The organism is Paractinoplanes aksuensis, from assembly GCF_024137025.1.
Classification (GTDB): Bacteria; Actinomycetota; Actinomycetes; order Mycobacteriales; family Micromonosporaceae; genus Actinoplanes; species Actinoplanes aksuensis.
Window position 1 is genome coordinate 75,751 of sequence record NZ_JAMYJR010000015.1, and the last position, 23,101, is coordinate 98,851.

Consider the following 23,101-nt stretch of genomic DNA (forward strand, 5'->3'; position numbering starts at 1 on the left):
GTTCCCCGGCACGCTACCCGGCGGCGCGGGAAAGGTGAACGACCTTCAGATTCCGAGCAGCTCGCCCAGGTCGGCGATCAGATTCTCGATGTCCGTCCGGATCGGCAGGCCGTTGCCGTAGCCGTACGCGACCACCAGCGCGGCCAGCGGCACGGCGATCATGATCAGCACGCTGAACAGGATCTGGACGAAGCGCAGGAAGCCGCCGGTGCGCTTGGGCCGGCGCACGGCGTGCTCGACCCGGGCCGGCGGCCGGGGCCGGTACGTCGACGGGGCCGGGCGCGGGGTGACCGGCCGCGAGGTGATCGGTCCCGAGCTGACCGGGCGGTTCGTGACCGAACGATTGGTGACCGGGCCGGGCGACGCGGGAGCCACCGGCGGGTGGAAGACCGGTTTCGGGGTGGGCACGGTCGCGTGCGGGTCGGGCACCCAGCTGCTGTGGTCGGCGTCGGGCCACGGGTCGACCGCCGGCTGCAGACCGGTGGTGCCCGGCACGTGCACGGACGCGGCCGGGACCCGTACGGTGGCCGACTCGGCCCGCCCGGTCGAGACCAGCCGCAGCTCGGAGGTGAGGCCGGGCGCGGCCGCCCCGGTCGCCAGCATCGCGGCGTCGGCCAGGATGCTGCCCTCGGCCACCACCAGCTCGGGCTGCTCGATCACCACCGGCGCCTCGCCCAGCGCACGGTGCAGCAGGGTGGCCACCAGCGGGATCCGGCTCGCCCCGCCGACCAGGAACACGCCGGCCAGCCGCCCCTCGGGCAGCTCGGCCCAGTCGAGCAGGCCCTTGGTGACCCGGACGGTCTGGTCGAGCACGGGCCGGGCCAGCTTCTCGAGCTCGTCGCGGGTGAGGTGGACCTCGGTGTCGAGCAGCGGCACCACGAACTCGGCCGACTGGGCGCGCGACAGCCGTTCTTTCGCTATCCGCACCTCTTCCCAGAGCTGGCGCTGGGCCCGGCGTTCCTGAGCCGTGCTCGGCTCGAGCAGCCGCTGCCAGTCGCTGGTGCGCAGGTGTTCGACGATCGCCGCGTCCACGTCGAGGCCACCGATGTCGTCGCGGCCGTCGACCGCCATCACCTCGAAGCCGGAGGCGGTGCGGGCCACCACGCTGGCGTCGAACGTGCCGGCGCCGAAGTCGTGCACCACGACGACCGAACCGATCGGCACGTCGCGACCCAGCACCTCGGCGAAGTAGGTGGCCGCGGCGACCGGCTCGGCGACCAGCCGGGCCCCGGTCAGCCCGGCCCGGGCGGCGGCCTCGGCCAGCAGCGAGCGGCGGGTCGCGCCCCAGGTCGCGGGGCAGGTCAGGGTGACGTCGGGAGTGACCGGGCCGACCGCCCGGTGCCATTCCTCGGCCACCCGGGCCAGCACGGCGGCGATCAGCTCGACGACCGGGAACTCCTGCTCGCCCAGCAGCACCAGGCCGTCGTCGATGCGGCGCTTGGGGTTGGGCTCGAAGCGCACCGGGTCGATGCGGGCGCTGTGCACGGCGTCGCGACCCACGACCAGCGTGCCGTCGGACTCGGCGAAGACGGCCGAGGGCAGCAGCGGCGATCCGTCGACCAGGATCGGGCGCGCGCGGCCGTCGGGCCAGCGCGCCACCGCGACGGTGTTCGAGGTGCCGAAGTCCACGCCGAGGGCGTGCCGCTTCGGCTCACCTTGGTCGATGGCCATCCCCTGAGTCTAGGGGGTCGCTGTTGTCAGACGATCTTCCAGCGCGGTGGGTGCCTCCACTCCCGCACGCAGCGCACCAGCACCCCCTCGGCGGTTCGCCCGTAAGCACCCGTGGGACGGCATTCGTCCCCCACCCGCACCGGGTCGCGCACCAATCCGGCACTGGGCGAAGGCGACGACGGAAGGGCGGAAGAGGGCGAAGGCGAAGGCGGGGGCGAAGGCGGGGGCGCGGGCGGCACGAGCGCGGGTGGGTCGGGCGGCACGCTGATCGGTTGCGGCGCGCGGGTCGTCGGAGCGGTGGTGGTGGCGGGCCGTTCGGGGGCGGCCGGCGACCGCTTCTTCTTGCGGGGAGCGGGACGGCTGGTGGCCGGCACGGGCTCGCGGGCCTGGGTGGTCGGGGCGATCACCGTGCGGGCCGAGGGCGTGGCCGGGTCGGCCGGCGGGGGCGCCGCCAGCTGGTCGACCGCCGCGCCCGGGGAGCGGGCCGGCTCGGACCGGGACTGGCCCAGGGTCAGCCAGCCGATCAGCGCGCACAGCACCGCCTGGCCCACGACCAGCGCCACGGCCATGCGCACAGTGCGTCGCACCGTGCGCGTGACCGGAACCGGTTCCACCCGTCGGACTTTATGGCAAGCGGTCGATGTGGTCGAGAGCTAACGCCCTGTAAATGTGGGCTTACGCTTCTCCACAAACGCCGTGGTGCCCTCGATCCGGTCGTCGGTGGCGAACAGACCGGCGAACAGTTGCGACTCGAGCGCGAGACCGGAGGCCAGATCGGTGTTGAGCCCGCCGTCGACGGCCAGCTTGGCCGCCCGCAGGGCCAGGGACGGACCGGTTACGTACGGCTTGACGAGCGCCAGCGCCGTCGCCAACACGTCGGCCGCGGGCGCCACCCGGTCGGCCAGGCCGATGCGCAGCGCCTCGTCGGCGTCGACCATCCGGCCCGAGAAGATCAGGTCTTTGGCCCGGGCCGGGCCGATCAGCCGGGCCAGCCGCTGGGTGCCGCCCGCGCCCGGGATGATGCCGAGCTTGATCTCGGGCTGACCGAGCTTGGCGTCGTCCGCCACCACGCGCCAGTCGCAGGCCAGGGCCAGCTCGCACCCGCCGCCCAGGGCGTACCCGGTGATCGCGGCCACGACCGGCTTGGGGATGCGGGCCACGGCGTCGAACGCGCTGGAGAGCGCGGCCGCCCGCACCGCCATCTCGGGATAGCCGACCTGGGTGAACTCCGTGATGTCGGCGCCGGCCGCGAAGACCTTCTCGCCGCCGTACACGATGACGGCCTTGACCTGCTCGTCCACGGTGGCGGCATGGGCCGCCGCGCGCAGTTCCTCCTGCAGTTGAGTGTTGAGCGCGTTCATCGGGGGCCGATCCAGCCGGATCGTGCCGATGCCGTCGGTGGTCTCGAGCGTCACGAATGCGCCCACGCACGCCTCCCTGAGTGTTGGTTCAGGTCAGCCTACGACGGGTAAAACTGAGGGCGTGACCACGTACTACCGGGATCCCGAGGTGTCGATCAGCTCCACCGGCGTCCGGATCAACGGCCGCGACCTGCGCCTGGACGACCTGATCCAGGTGTGGCACACGCGTGGCCGGCGCTCCTGGGGCACGATCGCCGGGCGCGGCGCGGTCGGTTTCGCCATCCTCACCCCGCTCGTGATCGGCCTGCTGGCCGTCGCGGTGGCCCTGGTCATCGACGCCTCCACCAGCACCACGATCGCCCTGATCGGCGGCGGCGTGCTGGTCGGCCTGGGTGTCGTCCCGCTGGCCGACGTGCTGCTGGAACGGGTCGACCGGTCCTACGACCGCGGCAGCCGGGTGCGCGAGATCTGGGCCCGCACCCCCACCGGCGACCTGCTGCTGCTGAGCACCCCCGACGCGGCCCGGTTCGGCCGCATCTACCGGGCTCTGCAACGCGCCCTGGAACCAGCTACCCGTCGGTAACATCGTGCGGATGAAGAAGGACACTGCCGCCCTGGCCGGGATGCTCGCCACGATGGGCGTGCTGCATTTCGCCGTGCCGCGCCCGTTCGACTCGATCGTCCCGCGCTCGCTGCCGGGGCGGCGCCGCACCTACACCTACCTGAGCGGCGCGGCCGAACTCGCCTGCGCCGCCGCCATCGCCCATCCGCGCACCCGGCGGGCCGGCGCTCTGGCCGCGGCCGGGCTCTTCGTCGCCGTCTTCCCGGCCAACATCAAGATGGCCGTGGACGCGCGGCACGCCGCCCCGGTCCGGCGCGCGATCGCCTTCGGGCGGCTCCCGCTGCAGGTGCCGCTGGTGCTCTGGGCCCGCCGCGTGGCCCGCTGATTGTCAGAATTTCGGGAACCGCCGCCAAGCTGGTCAATCTTCGGTGAATATCGAATCACCATGAGAACGACGACCACCGCCCAGCGGCCCACCGGGGTCGAGCGCACCTTCGGTCCCGACGAGATCATCGTCACCAAGACCGATCCGCGCGGCATCCTGACGTACGCCAACGAGGTCTTCCTGCGCACGTCCGCGCTCACCGAGGAGGAGGCGATCGGGCAGCCGCACAACATCATCCGGCACCCCGACATGCCGCGCGCCGTGTTCAAGCTGCTCTGGGAGACCCTGGGGCGGCGCGAGGAGATCTTCGCGTACGTCGTGAACATGGCGGCCGACGGCGCCCACTACTGGGTCTATGCGCACGTCACGCCGTCGTTCTCGGCCGACGGCAAGCTGGTCGGCTATCACTCCAATCGGCGGCTGCCCGAACCGGCCGTGGTGGCCGAGGTCCGCCGGCTGTACGAGCGCATCCGCACGGCCGAGCAGCAGCACACCTCGAAGCCGGCCGCGGTCGAGGCCGGTTGGCAGGCGCTGCAGAGCGAGCTCGGCGGCCGCACGTACGACGAGTTCATCTGGGCCCTGACCAGCGGAGCGCGCTGGTGACCGACGCCGTCCTGGCCACCATCACCGAGGTCTGCCGCCGCGCCACCGCGGGCGACCTGGAGGCCCGCCTGCCCTCGATCGGCGACACTGAGGAGGCGATCGCCGCCCGCACCGCGCTCAACAGCCTGCTCGACATGAGCGACGCGTTCGTGCGCGAGGCCGGCGCCGCCTCGGCCGCCGCCGCCGAGGGGCGGTTCCACCGGCGGATCCTGACCCGCGGCCTGTCCGGCGCGTTCCGGTCGGCAGCCGAGCAGATCTCGGCGTCCATCGTGGCCATGAGCGAGACCGCGGCCCGGGTCGCCGAGGCCGCCCAGGCCCGGGTGGCACTGGCCGACGAGCTGGAGTCGGCCGTGCTGACCGTCTCGGAGCAGGTGGCCACGGCGGCCACCGAGATGGGCGCGTCGACCAACAGCCTGGCCGACTTCGCCCGCGAGGCGGTGACCGAGGCCGAGCGCGGCCTGGCCACGGTGACGTCGCTGCGCACCGCGTCCGACCAGATCCGTACGGCGGTGGATCTGATCAATCAGGTGGCCAAGCAGACCCGCCTGCTCGCGTTGAACGCGACCATCGAGGCGGCCCGGGCCGGCGACGCGGGCCGCGGCTTCAGCGTGGTCGCGGGCGAGGTCAAGACGCTGGCCGCCGAGACCAGCTCGTCCAGCGACGAGATCATGGGCCAGGTCAACACCGTGCAGGAGGTGGCCGCGGACGCCGTGGCCGTGCTCGAGACGGTCACCAACAGCATCCGCGAGATGAGCGGGCTGGTGAACGGCATCGCGGCCGCCGTCGACGGGGGCAGCGCGCACGGCATGGCCGGGCTCTCCCAGCTCGCCGAGGTGCTGCGGTCCGAGGTCAACCGGTTCGTCACCACGGCCCGCGCTTGAGCCCGGCCTAACCGGCCCGGTAGACCTCGTCGATCTCGTCGCGGGTGGGCAGCGCGTTCGAGGCGCCGACCCGGCGTACGCAGGCCGCCCCGGCCGCGTTGGCCCAGCGCACGGCCTCGACCAGGTCGCGCCCCTCGCCCCAGGCCACGGCCAGCGCCCCGGTGAAGGCGTCGCCGGCCGCGGTGGTGTCGGTGACCTCGACCCGGAAGGCGGGCACGGTCTCGTCGCGGCCGTCCCGGTCGACGTAGCGCGAACCGCTGCCGCCCAGCGTGAGCACCACCCGCGGCACCAGCGAGAGCAGCTCGGGCACGTCGATGGTGTCGCCGCCGGTCACCATCAGCGCCTCGACCTCGTTGACGACCAGCAGGTCGATGTTCGGCAACAGCTCGCCGGGCAGCTCACGGGCCGGGGCCGCGTTGAGGACCACCCGGGTGCCGCCGGCGCGGGCCGCCCGGGCCGCCGCCACCACCGTCTCGGCCGGGATCTCTTGCTGGCACAGCAGCACGTCACCGGCGGCGATCTCGGCCTGCTCGGCCTCGGTCAGGCCGACGAACGTGTTGTTGGCGCCCGGCGCGACCAGGATCGAGTTCTCCCCGGCGCGGTCGACCATGATGACGGCCACGCCGGACGGGCCGTAGCTGGTGCGCACGTGCCGCATGTCGACACCGGCCCCGTTGAGCCGGGCGTTCAGGTTGACCCCGAACGCGTCCGAGCCGATCGCCCCCAGGAAGACGGTCTGCCCGCCGGCCCGGGCCGCGGCGATGGCCTGGTTGGCCCCCTTGCCGCCGGCCATCATCACGAACTCGTCACCGAGCACGGTCTCGCCCGGCCGGGGCAGCTTCGGGGCCAGGCCGACCAGGTCCATGTTGGCGCTGCCGGCGACCACGATGCGCGGCGCCACGGGCTCAGGCCGCCCGGGCCGCGTAGCGGTCGCCGAACCGGTCGACAACCAGCGACAGGCCGAACGTCTTGGACAGGTTCTCGGCCGTCATCACCTCGCCCAGCAGGCCGGCCGCGACGATCGTGCCCTCGCGCAGCAGCAGGCCGTGGGTGAAGCCGGGCGGGATCTCCTCGACGTGATGGGTGACCAGCACCATGGCCGGCGAGTCGGGGTCGAGGGCGAGCTCGGTCAGCCGGGCGATCAGGTCTTCCCGGCCGCCCAGGTCGAGCCCGGCCCCGGGCTCGTCGAGCAGCATCAGCTCGGGGTCGGTCATCAGGGCCCGGGCGATCAGGGTGCGCTTGCGCTCGCCCTCGCTCAGCGTGGTGAAGTCGCGCTCGGCCAGCGGGCCCATGCCGAGCTGGTCGAGCAGCCGGCGGGCGCGCAGTTCGTCCTGCGGGTCGTACGACTCGCGCCAGCGCCCCACCACCGACCAGGCCGCGGTGACCACGACGTCGAGCACCCGCTCGCCCGCCGGCACCCGCTCGGCGAACTGGCCGGTGGCCAGCCCGATCCGGGTCCGCAGCTCGTTGATGTCGGTGCGGCCGAGGCGCTCGCCGAGCACCCAGGCCGTGCCGCGCGACGGGTGGAGCCGGCCCGAGGCCAGGTTGAGCAGGGTGGTCTTGCCGGCGCCGTTGGGGCCCAGGACCACCCAGCGTTCGTCCAGCTCGACCTGCCAGGACAGGCCGCGGACCAGGTGGCTTCCGCTCCGGATCACGCTGACCTGGTCGAAGGCAATGACTGTGTCGTCGTCGGGCTTTCGCACGCGTCCATCCAACCACGCAGCCCGGCGGCTTCTCAGGCGGTGGTCGACCCGAACACCTCATCGCGTACGGCGTCGAGCGCGGTGTGCAACGCGCCGTGCAGCACCGGCTCGGCCTCGACCCCGGTGATCACGACCTTGGGATTGACCAGGGTGATCGCGGCCACCTCGTTCTCGACCCGGGCGGCCAGGGCCGGGCCGCCGGCCTGGGACACCTCGCCGGCCAGCACGACCAGTGGCGGGTCGAGGATCACGCAGGTCGCGGCCACGCCCAGGGCCAGCCGGTTGGCCAGCTCGTCGAGCACCGGCTCGCCGGCCGGGCCGGCGGCGACGGCGTCGCGCACGACATCGGCCGCCTCGACGCCCCGGAAGCCGTACTTCTTGCCGATCGCCTTGACCGCGTCGGCGCCGGCGATGCTCTGGAAGCCGCCCTTGACCCCGCCCTTGCCCGACTTGCGGCCCGGGTGCTGCGGCACCTCGGCCCCGGCCACCGGCATGTAGCCGATCTCACCGGCCGCGCCAGTGTGGCCCTGGTGCAGGCGGCCGTCGATGACGCTGGCCAGACCGACACCACGGCCGGCCCAGATCAGCACGAAATCCTTGACCCCGGCGGCGGCGCCCGCGCTCGACTCGGCCACGGCGGCCATGTTGACGTCGTTGCCGAACACGACCGGGGTGTGCAGGTCGCGGCGCAGGTCGTCGAGCAGGCCGCGGTGCCAGCGGGGCAGGTCCCAGGCGAACGAGATCTCGCCGCTCTCGGGGTCGACCAGGCCGGGGGTGCCGAGCACGACCCGGCGTACGGAACTCATGTCGGTGCCGGCGTCGGTGGCCGCCTGGACCACCGCGTTGTGCACCACGCCGACCGGATCGTCGGTGTCTTTCGTGGACTGCTCGACCCGGCCGATGATCGAACCGGTGATGTCGGCGCAGGCCGCGACCACCCGATCGGGGCCGACGTCGACGCCGATCACGTGCGCGCTGCCCGGCGTCACGGCGTACAACTGGGCATTGGGACCACGCCCGCCGGCCTGCTCGCCCACCCGGCGCACCAGGCCCCGCTGCTCCAGACGCTCCACCAGCTGGGACGCGGTGACCTTGCTCAACCCGGTCATCTCACCGAGCTGGGCCCGGGTCAGCGGACCGCGGCTGAGCAGCAGTTCCAACGCCGCGCGGTCGTTGAGCGCGCGCAGCAGCCGGGGTGTGCCCGGAAGGCGGGTGGAGGCCATGGCAGGATCCCCTAGGATAAATTTAGGATTGTTTCCTATTTGATTACGGCGCCCGTCGCGGCGACCGGCACCGAGCGATCATGGCAGCTCGCGGGGTGTACAGACCAGACTTACGTCACCGGAAGGACACCATGACGATCGACCCCGGACTACGCCGCCTCGCGCTCGGCACCCTGCTGGCCGCCTTCCCCGGCCCCACGGCACCCGACTGGGCAGTGACCCTGCTGGCCGAGGGACTGGCCGGTCACACCCTGTTCGGCACCAACGTCGCCGACCCGGCGCAGGTGGCCCGTCTGACCGCCCGGCTGCGCGAGGGACGCGACGACGCCCTGATCGCGATCGACGAGGAAGGCGGGGACGTCACCCGGCTCGCCCACCGCACCGGCAGCCCGTACCCCGGCAACGCCGCCCTCGGCGCCGTCGACGACGAGAACCTCACCCGCGCGGTGTACGCGGCCATCGGCGCCGACCTGGTCGCGGCCGGCGTCAACCTCGACCTGGCCCCCACCGTCGACGTCAACACGGCCGACGACAACCCGATCATCGGCACCCGCTCGTTCGGCGCCGACCCCGCGCTGGTGGCCCGGCACGCCCGCGCCGCCGTCGAGGGCCTGCAGTCGGCCGGGGTCGCCGCCTGCGCCAAGCACTTCCCCGGCCATGGCGCGACCGTGACCGACTCGCACCTGTCGCTGCCCACGGTCGACGTGCCGCTCGACGTGCTGCGGGCCCGCGACCTGCCGCCGTTCGCCGCCATCGCGGACTCGGCCCAGGTCGTGATGTCGGCCCACATCCGGGTGCCGGCGCTGACCGGCGACGACCCGGCCACCTTCAGCCGGGCCGCGTTGCAGGGGCTGCTGCGCGAAGAGCTCGGCTTCCAGGGCGTGATCGTGACCGACGCGCTCGAGATGGCGGGCGCGGCGGACGCGGCCGGGGGCATCCCGCAGGCGGCGGTGCGGGCGCTGACCGCCGGGGCCGACCTGCTCTGCATCGGGGCCAAGGTCGACGAGGCGCTGGTCGAGGCGGTGGCGGCCGAGATCGTCACGGGTGTGCCGGTCGGCCGGCTCGAAGAAGCGGTTTCCCGTACGGCCGAACTGGCGTCCTGGACGAGCCGGCATCGCACCCTGCTCAGCTACGACGACGACCTCGGTCTGGCCGCCGCGCGCCGGGCCGTGCGGGTGGAGGGCTCCTTGGACGAGCTGGCATCACCGTTGGTGGTGCAGTTGATGTCGGGCTTCTCGATCGCCGAAGGTCGCGTGCCGTGGGGCCTGGCGCCGCACCTCAACGGAACCGAGCAGATCGAGATCGTCGCCGCTGACGCGTCGGCCGCTGATCTGGCTGCGCGTGCGGGCGCCCGGCCGATCGTGGTCGTGGGGCGGCACACGCACCGTAAGGCGGAGACGCGGGCGCTGGTCGAGCAGCTGGCCGCGGCGCACGCGGTCGGGGTGGTCGAGATGGGCTGGCCGTCGTCGTGGCGGCCGGCGCAGGTGCGGGCGTTCGTCACCACGCATGGCGCCAGCCGGGCCAACGGCCGCGCGGCCGCGGAAGCTCTGGGTCTGGCCCACGCCTAGCGAGGTCGGGAGGCGCTCACGGGCGCCTCCCGACCTTGTGCACAACTCATCGAGCGCACCGCGGTGCCTGTGGACAACCAGCGCCCCGCGCCCTCAAATTCGACTACCTTCCCCCACGTCCCTTGGGTGGGCGGGGGAGGCGGTGGCACCCCGCGAACAACTTCTTGATCTTGGCGCGATGGCTGCTTCGTCACACTACTTGAACACGTTCAACTTCGAGGCTTACGCTGAGGCAGCAAAGTTGAACGCGTTCGAGAAAGGTGGTCCGATGGACCCGAAGGTGTGGATGTACCTGGTGTATCTGGTCGTCAGCGTCGGGCTCACCATCTGGGTGGCGACCACACTGTCGCGCAACGGGCTGGTGTTCCTGGTCGACGTGTTCGCTGACGAGCGGCTGGCCAAGGCGATCAACCAACTGCTGGTGATGGGCTTCTACCTGCTCAACCTCGGCTACGTGACGGTCACCATGCGGTCGAACCAGACGATCACCGATACCAGTGAGGCGCTGGAGACGCTCTCGAGCAAAGTCGGTCTCGTCCTGCTCGTGCTGGGCGTCCTGCACTTCCTGAACGTCTTCTTCCTCGGCCGCTACCGGCGCGGACGCCTGCGCCAGCAGCAGCCCGTACCGCCCCTGCCGCCCGCCGGCCGGCTGCCGTTCCACCCGCAGCAGCCGCCGCCTCCGGCGCGGGCATGACCGAGAACCAGGGCCCGGCCGAACGAGGGGGCGGCCGGGCCCTCGCCCGCTTGACCGTCCTGTACGACGCGGGTTGCCCGATCTGCCGGGCGGCCCGGCGGTGGCTGTCGGGCCGGGCTCAACTCGTACCGCTGGAATTTGTGCCTGCTGGCTCCGAAGAAGCCCGGCAGCGATTTCCAGGGCTCGACCACGCGGCGACGCTGCGGGACGTGACGGTGATCGGGGACGACGGTTCGGTGTGGATCGGCGACGGGGCGTGGGTGGCGTGCCTGTGGGCGCTCGCCGACTACCGCGCGACGGCGGAGCGGATGAGTACGCCGGCACTCCTGCCCACGGCTCGGCGGTTCATCGCGGCGGCGTCGGCGGTCCGGGCGCGTACGCGGTCGGTGGACTTCGACAACAGCCCGGCGTACTACGGTGACGGGTGTGACGACCGCTGCCGATGATCCCGCCGAGTCCGGGAAGCCCCGACGGGCTCGCGGCGAGCAGACGCGGCAGCTGATTCTCGAGACGGCGCTCCGGCTGTTCCGCGAGCGGGGGTACACCGAGACGACCATGCGGGCCATCGCGAAAGAGGCGGGGGTCGCGGTCGGCAACGCGTACTACTACTTCGACTCGAAGGAACACCTGATCCAGGGGTTCTACGACCGGAACCAGGTGGCCCACCGGGTCGCGGCCGAGCCGGTGCTGGCCGATGAGAAAGAGCTCGCGCCCCGGCTGCGCGGGGTGCTGCACGCCGGCATCGACGTCAACGAGCCGTACCACTCGTTCGCGGCGACCTTCTTCAAGTCGGCGGCCGAGCCGTCGTCGCCGCTCAGCCCGTTCTCGCGGGAGTCGTCACCGGCCCGCGAAGCGGCTATCGCGATCTTCCGCGAGGTGGTGGACGGGTCGACCGCCAAGCTCGACCCCGAACTGCGCAAGGAGCTGCCCGAGCTGCTGTGGCTCGGGTGGATGGGGGTCATTCTCTTCTGGGTGTACGACAAGTCGCCCGGGCAGCGGCGCACGCGGCGCCTGATCGACGGGGCCGTGCCGCTGATCGACCGGCTGGTCTCGCTGTCGCGGCTGCGGGTGCTGCGGCCGGCGCTGCGGCAGGTGCTGGCGCTGATCGAGTCGGTCCGCCGGGACGATTGATCACTGTCAGTAATGCTTGGTCAACTTCACGGTGAGTAATCAGCTGCCCTACTTTATGCCTTGGTGTCCATAAAAAGCCGGATCTGTCGCCCATTCCGTGCTGTCCGAACGGCTAATTCGCTCACCGGAATCTTCCCGGGTCCGCCTGCCGGCACGTAGCGTCATGTCCGCAGGTGGGTCTGGGGACGTCGCGAATCGACTCGGCCTTCGGGACCAGATCGAGTCCTCGCGACGCAGACAGTGAGCCGGGCGCGGCACTGGGATTTCGGGAGCAATCCGCCGCGACCCGGCTCACGCTGCGTTCACGCCGCCTGGAAGCCACGCAGGCGCAGGCTGTTCAGCACCACGAAGACCGAGCTGAAGGCCATGGCGGCCCCCGCGATCATGGGGTTGAGCAGGCCGGCCGCGGCCAGGGGCAGACCCGCCACGTTGTACGCGAAGGCCCAGAACAGATTGCCGCGGATGATCCCGAGCGTGCGGCGCGACAGCCGGACCGCGTCCACCGCCGCCGTCAGGTCACCGCGGACGAGCGTGAGGTCCGACGCCTGGATGGCCACGTCGGTGCCCGCGCCCATGGCCAGCCCGAGGTCGGCCTGGGCCAGCGCGGCCGCGTCGTTGACGCCGTCGCCGACCATCGCCACCGACCGCCCCCGCGCCTGCAACTGCTTGACCAAGTCGACCTTGCCGGCCGGCAGCACCCCGGCCTCGACCTCGGTGATCCCGACCTCGGCCGCGACGTGCGCCGCCACCGCCGGTGAATCACCGGTGACCAGCATCGGCGTCAGCCCCAGCCGGCGCAACCCGGCCACGGCGGCGGCGCTGGTCGGTCGCACGGTGTCGGCCAGCGCGATCCACCCCAGCGGGACGCCGTCCTCGCTGACCGCGACCCAGGTCGCCGCGTCGTCCACCCCCTCCGGCGCTCCGGCCGCCACCGCGATCCGCCGGCCCTCGACCGTTCCGTGCACGCCGACACCGGCCGTGGCCCGGAAGTCGGCGACGGCCGGCAGCGGCTTCGGGGCCGCCTCGGCGACGGCCCGGCCGATCGGGTGCTCGGACGCGGCCTCGACCGCCCCGGCCAGGCGCAGCAGATCCGCCTCGGACAGGTCGGCGCCGGCCGGGACGACCGACGACACGGACATCCGGCCGGTCGTCACCGTGCCCGTCTTGTCGAGCACGATCGTGTCGACCTTGCGGGTGGACTCCAGCGCCTGCACCCCGCGGATCAGGATGCCCAGCTGGGCCCCGCGCCCGGTGCCGACCAGCAGCGCTGTCGGCGTGGCCAGGCCCAGAGCACAGGGGCAGGCAATGATCAGTAGGGCCACCGCGGCGGTGAAGGCGGCCGTCGCCCCCCGCCCGGTGCCGAGCCAGTAGCCGAGCGTCCCGATCGCCAGCGCGATCACCACCGGCACGAAGACGCCGGAGATGCGGTCGGCCAGGCGCTGCACCGCCGCCTTGCCGTTCTGCGCCTCTTCGACCAGCCGGGCCATCTGGGCCAGTTGCGTGTCGGCGCCGACCCGGGTCGCCCGCACGACCAACCGGCCGCCCGCGTTGATCGTGGCCCCGGTGACCGGATCGCCCGGCCGCACCTCCACCGGCACCGACTCGCCGGTCAGCAGGCTGACGTCCAGGGCCGACGACCCCTCCACGACCACACCGTCGGTAGCGACCTTCTCCCCCGGTCGTACGAGAAAAAGCGCCCCCGGCCTGAGATCGGCGGCCGGCACGACCCGCTCGGCGCCGTCCTCGAGCACGGTGACGTGCTTGGCCCCGAGCGAGAGCAGCGACCGCAGGGCGTCACCGGCGTGCCGCTTGGCCCGCGCCTCCAGATAGCGCCCGGCCAGGAGGAACGTGGTGACGCCGGCCGCCGCCTCGAGATAGATCGCGTCGCCCTGCGTGCCGGTGAGCGAGAACGGGTGGGTCATTCCCGGTATGCCCGCGTCACCCAGGAACAGCGCCCACACCGACCAGCCGAAGGCGGCCAGCGTGCCCATCGAGACGAGCGTGTCCATGGTGGCCGCGCCGTGCCGCAGGTTGACGAACGCGGCCCGGTGGAACGTCCACCCGCCGTAGACGACGACCGGGGCGGCCAGGGTCAGCGACAGCCACTGCCAGTAGTCGAACTGCCAGGCCGGCACCATCGCCAGCACGATGACCGGCACGCTGAGCACGGCCGAGACCAGCAACCGGTCCAGCAGCGCGTCCCGCTTGCCCGGCGCGGCCGCCTCGGGCTCGGGGGTCGGCTCGGCCGCGGTGTAGCCGGTCTTCTCGACCACCGCGATGAGGTCGGCCGCGGCGAGCGCGGCGGGCACGGTGGCGCGGGCTTTCTCGGTCGCGTAGTTCACCGTCGCGGTGACGCCGTCCATCCGGTTCAGCTTCTTCTCGATGCGATTGGCGCACGCGGCGCACGTCATCCCACCGATCTCGAGCTCGATCACCCGCTCCATGTCCCTACCCTATACCCCTTGGGGGTACCCACTTCCCACGAAGGTGGCGATAACGGCGGCGACCTGGGCCGGCGCGGTCCGCTCGGCGGTGTGACCCTGGCGGGGCAGCGCCATGGTCACGCTGGGCTTCACGCCGGCCCAGGCGCTGACCACGATCATGACCGTCAGCGACTACACCAACAGCTTCGTGCTGCAGGAGCAGTCCGTCATCGGACCCCCGAGCGAGGCCGAACAGGCCGCCCGGCCGAATCTGCCGACCCTGCTCGCGGCCCTGCGCGACACCGGCGGTTATCGCGAGCCGGACGAGGCCTACGCACACGGCCTCCGCGTGCTGGTCGCCGGCACCGAGGCGGTCCTGAAGATGGGGCTGGTCGCCGGCACCGAGCAGGTCCCGGCGACCCCCTTTGTGAAGCGGAACTCAGGCGGCTGAGGTCTTCACCAACGTACGGATCTGACGCAGCAGCACCGAGAGGGCGGCCAGCTCGGCCGGGGTGTCGGCCACGTCGCCCATCGCGTTGGCGGCGCGGGCGATCGACGCCGCGTTGACCCGTTCCCACTCGGAGACCCGTTCGTCGGCCGAGGCGTCGGACGGGGTCGACTGCAGCACCTCGGCCGTCAGCGCGGCCAGCGCGGCGTACAGGTCGTACCGCAGTGCCATGCGGGCCAGGGTCTGCCACCGGTCGCCGCGCGGCAGGCGGGAGATGTGCGACAACAGCTGGTCGATGTGGAAGCGCTCGGACAAGGCGAAGTAGACGTTCGCCACCTCGAGCGGCGCCTTCTCGGTCAGCGCGCCCGTCTCGAGGATGTCGAGCAGGCCGAAGCCGTAGTTGCACCAGGTGACCCGCTCGGCCTGCTCCATCGGCACGCCCTTGTCGACCATGGTGGCGATGTGCTCGTCCATCGACCGGCGCTCGGCGCCCAGCAGCACCGACGGCAACTGCGGGAGCAGCGACTGCACGCCCTCGCGCAGCTTGCCGATCTCGGCCGCCACGTCGATCGGCGAGCGCCGGGTGCTGACCAGCCAGCGCACGGCCCGGTCGAGCAGTCGCCGCGACTCCAGGAAGACCAGCGTCTGGGCCTCGGTCGGCACCCGGTTGTCGAGGCGCTCGGCCTCGGCCCAGATGCCGGCCAGCCCGTACGCCTCACGGATCACCGTGTAGGCCCGGATCACGTCGGCCGCCGACGCGCCGCTCTCTTCCATCGCGCGGAAGACGAACGACGTGCCGCCCCGGTTGACCACCTCATTGACCAGGGCCGTCGAGATGATCTCGCGCCGCAGCCGGTGGCCGATCATGCGGCCCGCGCACCGTTCGCGCAGCGGCGTCGGGAAGTAGCGGGACAGCACCTCGGTCGTCCACGCCTCGTCCACGATCTCGTCCGCGAGCACCTCACGTTCGAGACTGATCTTGACGTACGCCAGCAGGACCGCGAACTCGGGAGCGGTGAGCCCGTTGCCCGCCTCGTACCGGGCGGCCAGTTCGGCGTCGGTCGGCAGCGCCTCGAGCTCCCGGTTGAGGCGGCCGCTCTCTTCCAGATCGTTGAGCATCCGCCGGTGCACCGGCAGCAGCGAGTGGGCCTGGGCCCGCGCGTTGCCCAGCGCCGTGGCCTGCTCGTAGTTGTCGCGCAGGACGAGCGCGGCCACCTCGTCGGTCATCGCGGCCAGCAGTTCGTCGCGCTCGGGCAGCGTCATCTCGCCGTCGGCCACCATGCCGCCGAGCAGGATCTTGATGTTGACCTCATGGTCGGAGCAGTCGACCCCGGCCGAGTTGTCGATGAAGTCGGTGAACACGCGCCCGCCGGCCAGCGCGAACTCGATGCGCCCGCGCTGGGTGAGCCCGAGGTTGCCGCCCTCCCCGACCACCCGGCACCGCAGCTGGGCGCCGTTGAGCCGGATCGCGTCGCTGGCCTTGTCGCCCACCTCGGCGTGGGTCTCGGTGGACGCCTTCACGTAGGTGCCGATGCCGCCGTTGAACAGCAGGTCGACCGGGGCCCCGAGGATCGCCCGCATCAGGTCGACCGGGCTGACCGTGGTCGCCGGGCCCAGATCCAGCGCCGCGCGAACCTCCGGCGACACCGGGATCGACTTCGCCGTACGCGGATAGATCCCGCCCCCGGCGCTGAGCAGCGACCGGTCGTAGTCGTCCCACGACGACCGGGGCAGCTCGAACAGCCGGCGCCGCTCCGCGTACGAGGTGGCCGCGTCGGGCGTCGGGTCGAGGAAGATGTGCCGGTGGTCGAACGCCGCGACCAGCCGGATGTGCCGGCTGAGCAGCATGCCGTTGCCGAACACGTCGCCCGACATGTCGCCCACGCCGACCACCGTGAAGTCCTCGGACTGGGTGTCGACGCCCAGGTCGCGGAAGTGCTTCTTGACCGACTCCCACGCGCCGCGGGCGGTGATGCCCATCTTTTTGTGGTCGTAGCCGGCCGAGCCGCCGCTGGCGAACGCGTCGCCGAGCCAGAAGTCCTTGCTGACCGAGATCTGGTTGGCGATGTCGCTGAACGTCGCCGTCCCCTTGTCCGCCGCGACCACCAGGTAAGGGTCGTCGCCGTCGTGCCGTACGACGTCGCGCGGCGGCACGATCTTGCCGCTGAGGATGTTGTCGGTGACGTCGAGCAGCGCCGTGATGAAGCGCTGGTAGCACTCCACCGCCTCGTCGCGGTCGCCCGGCTTCTGCTTGAGCACGAAGCCGCCCTTGGCGCCGACCGGCACGATCACCGCGTTCTTGACCTCTTGCGCCTTGACCAGACCCAGAATTTCCGTACGGAAGTCCTCGCGCCGGTCGGACCAGCGCAGCCCGCCCCGGGCCACGGCGCCGAAGCGCAGGTGGACGCCCTCGAAGCGCGGCGAGTAGACGAAGATCTCGTACTTCGGGCGCGGCTGCGGCAGGTCGGGGATGGCCTGCGGGTCGAGCTTGAAGGCCACGTACGACTTGGGCCGCCCGTCCGCCCCGCGCTGGAAGAAGCTGGTGCGCAGGGTGGCCTGGATCAACGTCAGGTACGAGCGCAGGATCCTGTCCTGATCCAGGCTCTCGACGTCGTCGAGCAGGCCGGTTATCCGCTCGACCAGCTCGTCGGCCAGCCGCCCGCGTTCGGTCTCGCCGGCCTCGAGGCGGGGCGAGAACCGGGTCTCGAACAGGCTGACCAGCAGGCGTGCGATCTCGGGATAGGCGATGAACGTCGATTCGAGGTAACGCTGCGAGAACACCGACCCGGTCTGGCGCTGATATTTGGCGTACGCCCGCAGCACCACGACCTGCCGCCAGGTGAGCCCGGCCCGCAGCACGAGCTCGTTGAACCCGTCGACCTCGGCCTCACCCCGCCAGGCGGCGGCGAAGGCGTTCTCGACCTGCGGGCGCACCTCGGCCAGCTCACGGTGCGATTCCGGTGGTTGCAGCCCGAAGTCGTACAGGTAGATCTGACCGTCGCTGCGGCGGATCTCGTACGGCCGCTCGTCGACCACCTGCACACCGAGCGAGTGCAGCACCGGCAGCACCGCCGACAGCAGCATCGGCTCGCCGTACCGGTAGACCTTGAACCGCACGTCGTGGTCGTCGGGCTCGGCCGAGCCGTCGTGGGTGAGGCGGCGCTTGCGGTAGAGGTGCATCTCGAGCTGCCCCTCCTCCTCGAGCAGCTCGAGCTTGGCCAGGTCCTGCATTCCCTCGTACGGCGTGTGACCGTCCTTGTAGCTTTCCGGGTACGCGGTCGAGTAGCGGGCGAACAGGTCGCGCGCCGACTCCTCGCCCAGCTTGCGCTCGAGCACCAGCTGGAAGTCGTCGTCCCACATGCGGGTGGCGTCGGCCAGCATCTCGGCCAGCGCGTTGGGGTCGACCGAACCGGGCGGGTCGGCCGGATCCGTACGCACGATGAAGTGGACTCTGGCCAGCATGCGCTCGGTGACCCGGGTCGTGTAGTCGACGCCGACGCCGTTGAGCTCGCGCAGCAGAATCTCTTGCATGCGCAGCCGGTTGCCGGTGGTGAAGCGGTCGCGCGGCAGGTAGATCAGGCACGAGATGAACCGGCCGTAACCGTCGCGCCGCAGGAAAAGCCGCAGCTGGCGGCGCCCGGCCATCCGCAGGACGCCGATCACCGCCTCGTACAGGTCATCGGTCTTGATCTGGAAGAGCTCGTCCCTCGGGTACGTCTCGAGGATCTGCAACAGGTCTTTGCCGGAGTGCCCGCGCGGCGACAGGCCGGACCGGTCGAGCACCTCGCGCACCTTGCGCCGGACCACCGGCAGCTCGCGCACGCTGGTGCGATAGGCCGACGAGCTGAACAGACCCAGGAACCGGCGCTCGCCGATCACCTCGCCCGCCTCGTCGAACAGCTTGACGCCGATGTAGTCCAGATAGGCCGACCGGTGCACGGTGGCCCGCGAATTGGCCTTGGTGATCACCAGCAGCCGCTTCTCGAGCGCGCGCTGGAACGCCTCGTCGGTCATCGTGGCCAGCTTGCGAGGCTTGCTGTCCCCCCGCAAAATGCCCAGACCGGTTCCGTGTACGCCGGTCAGCACGTCCCCGTCCAGGCGGTACTCGCGGTAACCGAGGAACGTGAAGTGGTCATGGGCGAGCCACTTGAGCAGCTCGATCGAGTCGGTGACGTCCTTGTCGGGCACCGGCAACCGGCGCTCGGAGCCGCGGTGGGCGGCCAGCTCGTCGGCGATCACCAGCGCCCGCTGGCGCATGCGCTGCCAGTCCTCGACCGCGTCGCGCACGTCGGTCAGCACCCGCCGCACCTCGTTGAGCAGCTGCTCGCGGGCCTCGCCGTTGCGGATCGGGTCGATCTCGATCCGGATCCAGCTCTCGACCAGGTCGCCCTCGATCGCGTCGTCGGGCTCGACATCGGCGGCGAGCTCGCCCAGTGCGCCCAGCGGTTCCCGGCGCACCACGATCAACGGGTGCACCAGCAGGTGGACCTGCTGCTGGTGCGCGGAGAGCAGGGCGATCACCGAGTCGACCAGGAACGGCATGTCGTCGGTGACGATCTGCAGGATGCTGTGGCACTCCGACCCGGTCGGCCCCGAGAGGGCCAGCTTGAGCTCACCCGGCAGCCGGGTCGCGGCCAGCTCGCGGTGGCTGATCGCGGCGTCGTGCATCTCTTGTGGGGTCAGCCCCACCAGTTCCTCGTCCGGCGCGAACCGCCAGAAGCGCCCCACGAGCTGGGCGGTGGCGTGATCGTCCCCGGCCACCTCGACGGCCTGGGCGATCAGCCGTTCCCCGTTGGGGAGCGTCTCGTCGAGCTCACCCTCCTCGGCGCTGGCGCCGAGACGGCCGGTCAGGGCCAGCCCCGGTCCGGCGATGAGATCTTGGTCGGCATCGGTTTCGGATGCGGCCTCGTCGGCGACAGCCATGGCTCTGGCGCTCCCCTCACCCACGACACTGTGGGTTCGAACATGTCGAGGACAGCCTAGAACGCCGCACTGCGCCCCAGGGAAGGCGCGGTCCGAACGGTCCGTTGGGCGGGCGATCCGACCTGACCCGCCGGGCACGGGTCAGCAGAACGTGCATTCGTTCACTACCGTCACCTACGATCCGCCCGATACCCGCCGAAAGGGGTTCCCATGCACCGCGGTCCGTACCGGTCAGTGCGCCGCCCGCTCGCCGCAGCGGCCACATTGGCGCTGATGACCGGTGTTCTCGCGGGGTGTTCGGGCGACGGCCCCGACGGCACGCTCGACGACTTCCTGGCCGGCTGGCGCGGTAACGATCTGAGCAAGGTCGGATTTGTCGGCGCCAATGGCGGCAAGATCGCCGCGCCCGAGGTGCTGGAACAGATCAAGACCTTCTCCGGCGACCTGGCCCAGCGGCCGCTCACCGTCACCGCCGAGGGCGAGCCCAAGACCACCGGCGACGACGCGGTGAGCGTGCTCAAGGTCGACTGGACGCTGCCGGGCGACGTCAAGTGGTCGTACCCGACCAACGTCCGCCTGACCAAGCGCGACTCCGACGGCTGGCGGATCATCTGGGAGCCGTCGATCCTGCAGCCCGACCTGGAAAGCGGCGACAAGCTGGGCCTGAAGCGGCTGTCCGCGCCCCGGGCCAGCATCCTCGACGCGGCCGGCGAACCCATCGTCACGCCGCGCACCGTGATCACCGTCGGCGTCGAGCCGCAGAAGGTGACCGACCTGGCCAAGTTGCGCACCGGCCTGGCCGCCGAGTTCAAGAAGATCGGCGTCACGGTCGACACGACCAACCTGGCCGACCGCATCAAGAACGCCGAGCCGATCTCGTTCATCGAGCTGATCACGCTGCGCGAACCGGACTACAACAAGATCCGCCCGGGTCTGCGCGCGCTCGACGGCACGGTCTTCAACAAGCAGCAGCGCCCGCTCGCACCGAGCCGGGTCTTCGCCCGCGCGCTGCTCGGCACGGTCGACGAGGCCACGGCCGAAGACCTCGAGAAGAACCCGCAGACCCTGGTGCAGGGCGACACCGTCGGCCACGGCGGCCTCCAGCAGAAGTACGACACAGCCCTGCGCGGCACGGCCGGCGTCTCGGTGGTGATCAACGGCGGCAGCACCGACATCGGCGAGGACACGGCGCCGGCTCCCCGCGAACTCTTCAAGGCCGACCCGGTGGCCGGCAAGCCGGTCAAGACCACGCTCGACGTCAAGACCCAGCTCGCCGCCGACCAGGCCCTGGCCGCCGAGAAGCAGGCCAGCTCGCTGGTCGCGATCAAGGTGAGCGACGGCTCGGTGCTGGCCGTGGCCAACGGCCCCGAGGGCGGCACGGTCAACACCGCCCTGACCGGCCAGGTGGCGCCCGGCTCGACGTTCAAAGCGGTCTCGGCATACGGAATCCTGCAGAAAAAGGTGGCCACGGCCAACACCCCCGTCGCCTGCCCCAAGACAGCCGCGGTGGCCGGCCGCCAGTTCAAGAACTCGCACGACGAGGCACTGGGCACGGTCCCGTTCCACGTCGACTTCGCCAAGTCGTGCAACACGGCCTTCGTCGGCCTGGCCCCCAAACTGGGCGCGGACGGCCTGCGCGCGGCCTCGGAAGCGCTGGGCATCGGCGGTAAGTGGGACCTGGGTGTGGAGGCGTTCAGCGGCAAACTCTCCCCCGCCGACACCCCGACCGAGTTGGCCGCGGCCACCTTCGGCCAGGGCGCCACTGCGGTCAGCCCGCTGACCATGGCCAGCGCCACCTCAGCCATCGCCCGCGGCCAGTTCAAACAGCCCCGGCTCGTGCTCGACCCGGCCCCCGCCGCCCCCGCCGCCGACGGCCCCAAACTGGACACAGCGGCCCTGACGCCCCTGCGCACGATGATGCGCGAGGTCATCACGGCCGGCACCGCGACGGCGCTAAAGGGCGTCCCCGGCGGCGCCATCCACGGCAAAACCGGCACCGCCGAATTCAGCGAGGGCACCGAGGAAACGCACTCCTGGTTCATCGGCTACCAGGGCGACGTAGCCTTCGCCGTCATGGTCGAAAAGGGCGGCGCCGGCTCCGAGGCCGCGGTCCCCGTGGTCAAACGCTTCCTGCAAAACCTGGCCAAGAACTGATCGGCATCGCGCCGGCGGCCGGGCGCAGGCGGTCTCGAACGCCCGCGCCCGGGCCCACTCGTTGCCGCCGGCGCCCGGCGGATGCTCAACGAACTGTCGGATGAAGCCCGTCAGCGGCCGCTGCGCTCAAGGGGCCCGCCATCAGCGACGGCTGCGCTCAACCGGCCCGGCCACCAGCTGCGGCTGCGCTCAAGGGGCCCGGCGGCCTGGCCACCCAGCTCGGTTCGGCCGGGCATCGGCAACGAGCCCTGTGGACAACTGCACGCTCACTCAGCTGGATCAGCTAACGTCCTGCCCCACGCCCCGAGGCGGGCGGGGGCTCGGGATGGACGGTGCGGTGAGACGTCAAGATCCAAGAAGCGGGATCGGTCAGGCGATGTCGGCGGGCTCGTCCGAGCCGAGCTCGAATGCGGGGCGCTGGACCGGGAGCGAGAAGCTGTCCCGGTCTTCGGGGGCTCGGGGGCGCAGCATGCCGGGGCGGGTCGCAGGCAGGGGCTCGGAGTCGAGCAGCGGGGCCTGACCGAGCGGGCGCGGCACTAGCCGCCTGATCTCGTCGGCTCGCTGCTCCTCATCGGATTCTGCGTACGCTCGGTTCGCCTCCGCGTCGGCCGGGTCGCCGTCACCGGTCCATACCGCGTGGGGTGAGTCGTCGCCGTCCTGCAGCGACTGCGATTCCTCGGTCGCGAGCACGGTTTCCGCGTGCGCGCTGCCCGCACTCTCGATCTCCGACAACTCGGTTCCGGCCGCTGGAAGTTGGACGCCGTCGGCGTCGGCCTGCGCAGCCGCTGCATCCTCGGTGCCGGCCTGCGCAGAATCCACGCCACTCGCGAACTCCACACCGTCAGCATCAACCTGGGCAGCCTCAACACTCGTGGCGTCGACTTGCGCAGCTACCTCGTCGGGGCCAGTTGTTGCGGACTCCACGTCCTCGACATCGGCGTACGCAGAATCCACACCGTCGGCATCAACCTCTGCCGACTCCGTCCCGCCCGCATTGGTCTGCGCAAGCTCCAGGCCCTCGGAGCCAACCGGCGCGGTCTTCACGCCCTGGGCGTCATCGTGCGCGATCTCCAAGCCGTCGGTGTCGGCCGGCGTGGGCTCGACACCCTCGACGTCACCGTGCGCCATCTCCGCAACCTCGACGTCACCAAGCGCGATCTCCAGGCCCTCGGCGTCGACCGGCGCGGACTCGACACCCTCGACGTCACCGTGCGCCATCCCCACGCCGTCGGCGTCGGGCTGCGCGGGCTCGGCACCCTCGGCGTCAGCCGGCGCGAGGTCCGTACCGTCAGCGTCGGGCTGCGCGGACTCCACACTCACGGCGTCGACCGGCGCAGACTCCGCAGCCTCGGCGTCAGCCGGCGCGAGGTC

General features: G+C 71.6%; 19 protein-coding genes. 10 read left to right on the forward strand and 9 right to left on the reverse strand.

What is annotated here, in order from left to right; translation table 11 throughout:
* Positions 1–45: 45 nt before the first annotated feature.
* The 3 genes from M1L60_RS15795 to M1L60_RS15805 are packed head-to-tail and all read right to left on the reverse strand — an operon-like array spanning position 46 to position 3,098.
* Positions 46–1,671, reverse strand: a complete 1,626-nt coding sequence (locus M1L60_RS15795) for an Hsp70 family protein (protein ID WP_253238171.1) — start codon at positions 1,669–1,671, stop codon at positions 46–48.
* Positions 1,672–1,697: 26 nt separating this feature from the next.
* On the reverse strand, positions 1,698–2,285 hold the full coding sequence (locus tag M1L60_RS15800; protein WP_253238172.1) for a hypothetical protein: 588 nt from the start codon (positions 2,283–2,285) through the stop codon (positions 1,698–1,700).
* Between the two features lie 39 nt (positions 2,286–2,324).
* Positions 2,325–3,098, reverse strand: a complete 774-nt coding sequence (locus M1L60_RS15805; RefSeq protein ID WP_253238173.1) for an enoyl-CoA hydratase/isomerase family protein — start codon at positions 3,096–3,098, stop codon at positions 2,325–2,327.
* Positions 3,099–3,153: 55 nt separating this feature from the next.
* Between M1L60_RS15805 and M1L60_RS15810 the strand changes: the two genes are divergently transcribed.
* From M1L60_RS15810 to M1L60_RS15825, 4 genes are read left to right on the forward strand one after another with little or no spacing between them, the layout of a single operon-like run.
* Positions 3,154–3,615, forward strand: coding sequence for a DUF6232 family protein (locus tag M1L60_RS15810; protein WP_253238174.1), 462 nt, complete (start codon positions 3,154–3,156; stop codon positions 3,613–3,615).
* Positions 3,616–3,625: 10 nt separating this feature from the next.
* Positions 3,626–3,979, forward strand: a complete 354-nt coding sequence (locus M1L60_RS15815; protein ID WP_253238175.1) for a DoxX family protein — start codon at positions 3,626–3,628, stop codon at positions 3,977–3,979.
* Positions 3,980–4,039: 60 nt separating this feature from the next.
* On the forward strand, positions 4,040–4,582 hold the full coding sequence (locus M1L60_RS15820; protein ID WP_253238176.1) for a PAS domain-containing protein: 543 nt from the start codon (positions 4,040–4,042) through the stop codon (positions 4,580–4,582).
* Entirely contained in the window at positions 4,579–5,463 is an 885-nt protein-coding gene (locus M1L60_RS15825) for a methyl-accepting chemotaxis protein (RefSeq protein WP_253238177.1), read from the forward strand. Before M1L60_RS15820 ends, M1L60_RS15825 begins: the two co-directional genes overlap by 4 nt.
* A 7-nt stretch (positions 5,464–5,470) precedes the next feature.
* Here M1L60_RS15825 and M1L60_RS15830 read toward each other — a convergent pair whose 3' ends face one another.
* The 3 genes from M1L60_RS15830 to M1L60_RS15840 are packed head-to-tail and all read right to left on the reverse strand — an operon-like array spanning position 5,471 to position 8,389.
* Complete coding sequence (locus tag M1L60_RS15830; RefSeq protein WP_308208491.1) at positions 5,471–6,364, reverse strand: ribokinase; 894 nt, start codon at positions 6,362–6,364, stop codon at positions 5,471–5,473.
* A gap of 4 nt (positions 6,365–6,368) precedes the next feature.
* The gene (locus M1L60_RS15835; protein ID WP_253238178.1) at positions 6,369–7,166 is read right to left on the reverse strand and encodes an ABC transporter ATP-binding protein; all 798 of its coding nucleotides are present in this window, start codon (positions 7,164–7,166) and stop codon (positions 6,369–6,371) included.
* A gap of 32 nt (positions 7,167–7,198) precedes the next feature.
* Entirely contained in the window at positions 7,199–8,389 is a 1,191-nt protein-coding gene (locus tag M1L60_RS15840) for an ROK family transcriptional regulator (RefSeq protein ID WP_253238179.1), read from the reverse strand.
* 131 nt (positions 8,390–8,520) lie between these two features.
* On the opposite strand from M1L60_RS15840, the gene M1L60_RS15845 reads away from it, so the two are divergent.
* From M1L60_RS15845 to M1L60_RS15860, 4 genes are all read left to right on the forward strand, one after another.
* Positions 8,521–9,957, forward strand: coding sequence for a glycoside hydrolase family 3 protein (locus M1L60_RS15845; RefSeq protein ID WP_253238180.1), 1,437 nt, complete (start codon positions 8,521–8,523; stop codon positions 9,955–9,957).
* A 268-nt stretch (positions 9,958–10,225) separates the two neighbouring features.
* Complete coding sequence (locus tag M1L60_RS15850) at positions 10,226–10,651, forward strand: hypothetical protein (protein ID WP_253238181.1); 426 nt, start codon at positions 10,226–10,228, stop codon at positions 10,649–10,651.
* Positions 10,648–11,097: a thiol-disulfide oxidoreductase DCC family protein gene (locus M1L60_RS15855; protein WP_253238182.1), complete on the forward strand. Its 450-nt coding sequence runs from the start codon at positions 10,648–10,650 to the stop codon at positions 11,095–11,097. Before M1L60_RS15850 ends, M1L60_RS15855 begins: the two co-directional genes overlap by 4 nt.
* Complete coding sequence (locus M1L60_RS15860) at positions 11,078–11,782, forward strand: TetR/AcrR family transcriptional regulator (RefSeq protein ID WP_253238183.1); 705 nt, start codon at positions 11,078–11,080, stop codon at positions 11,780–11,782. Before M1L60_RS15855 ends, M1L60_RS15860 begins: the two co-directional genes overlap by 20 nt.
* Positions 11,783–12,084: 302 nt before the next feature.
* Here M1L60_RS15860 and M1L60_RS15865 read toward each other — a convergent pair whose 3' ends face one another.
* Positions 12,085–14,226 (reverse strand): heavy metal translocating P-type ATPase, encoded by a 2,142-nt coding sequence (locus M1L60_RS15865; protein WP_253238184.1) that lies wholly within the window; start codon positions 14,224–14,226, stop codon positions 12,085–12,087.
* Between the two features lie 112 nt (positions 14,227–14,338).
* Here M1L60_RS15865 and M1L60_RS15870 point away from each other — a divergent pair, with 112 nt between their 5' ends.
* On the forward strand, positions 14,339–14,656 hold the full coding sequence (locus tag M1L60_RS15870) for a TetR/AcrR family transcriptional regulator C-terminal domain-containing protein (RefSeq protein ID WP_253238185.1): 318 nt from the start codon (positions 14,339–14,341) through the stop codon (positions 14,654–14,656).
* On the opposite strand, the gene M1L60_RS15875 is transcribed toward M1L60_RS15870, so the two are convergent.
* Positions 14,645–19,576, reverse strand: coding sequence for an NAD-glutamate dehydrogenase (locus tag M1L60_RS15875; RefSeq protein ID WP_253238186.1), 4,932 nt, complete (start codon positions 19,574–19,576; stop codon positions 14,645–14,647). The two genes, M1L60_RS15870 and M1L60_RS15875, sit on opposite strands and share 12 nt — an antisense overlap.
* 273 nt (positions 19,577–19,849) lie before the next feature.
* Between M1L60_RS15875 and M1L60_RS15880 the strand changes: the two genes are divergently transcribed.
* A complete protein-coding gene (locus tag M1L60_RS15880; RefSeq protein WP_253238187.1) occupies positions 19,850–21,730 on the forward strand; it encodes a penicillin-binding transpeptidase domain-containing protein in 1,881 nt (626 codons plus the stop codon).
* A gap of 369 nt (positions 21,731–22,099) precedes the next feature.
* On the opposite strand, the gene M1L60_RS15885 is transcribed toward M1L60_RS15880, so the two are convergent.
* Positions 22,100–23,101: prolipoprotein diacylglyceryl transferase (locus M1L60_RS15885; RefSeq protein ID WP_253238188.1), on the reverse strand; the 1,002-nt coding region annotated here is incomplete at its 5' end.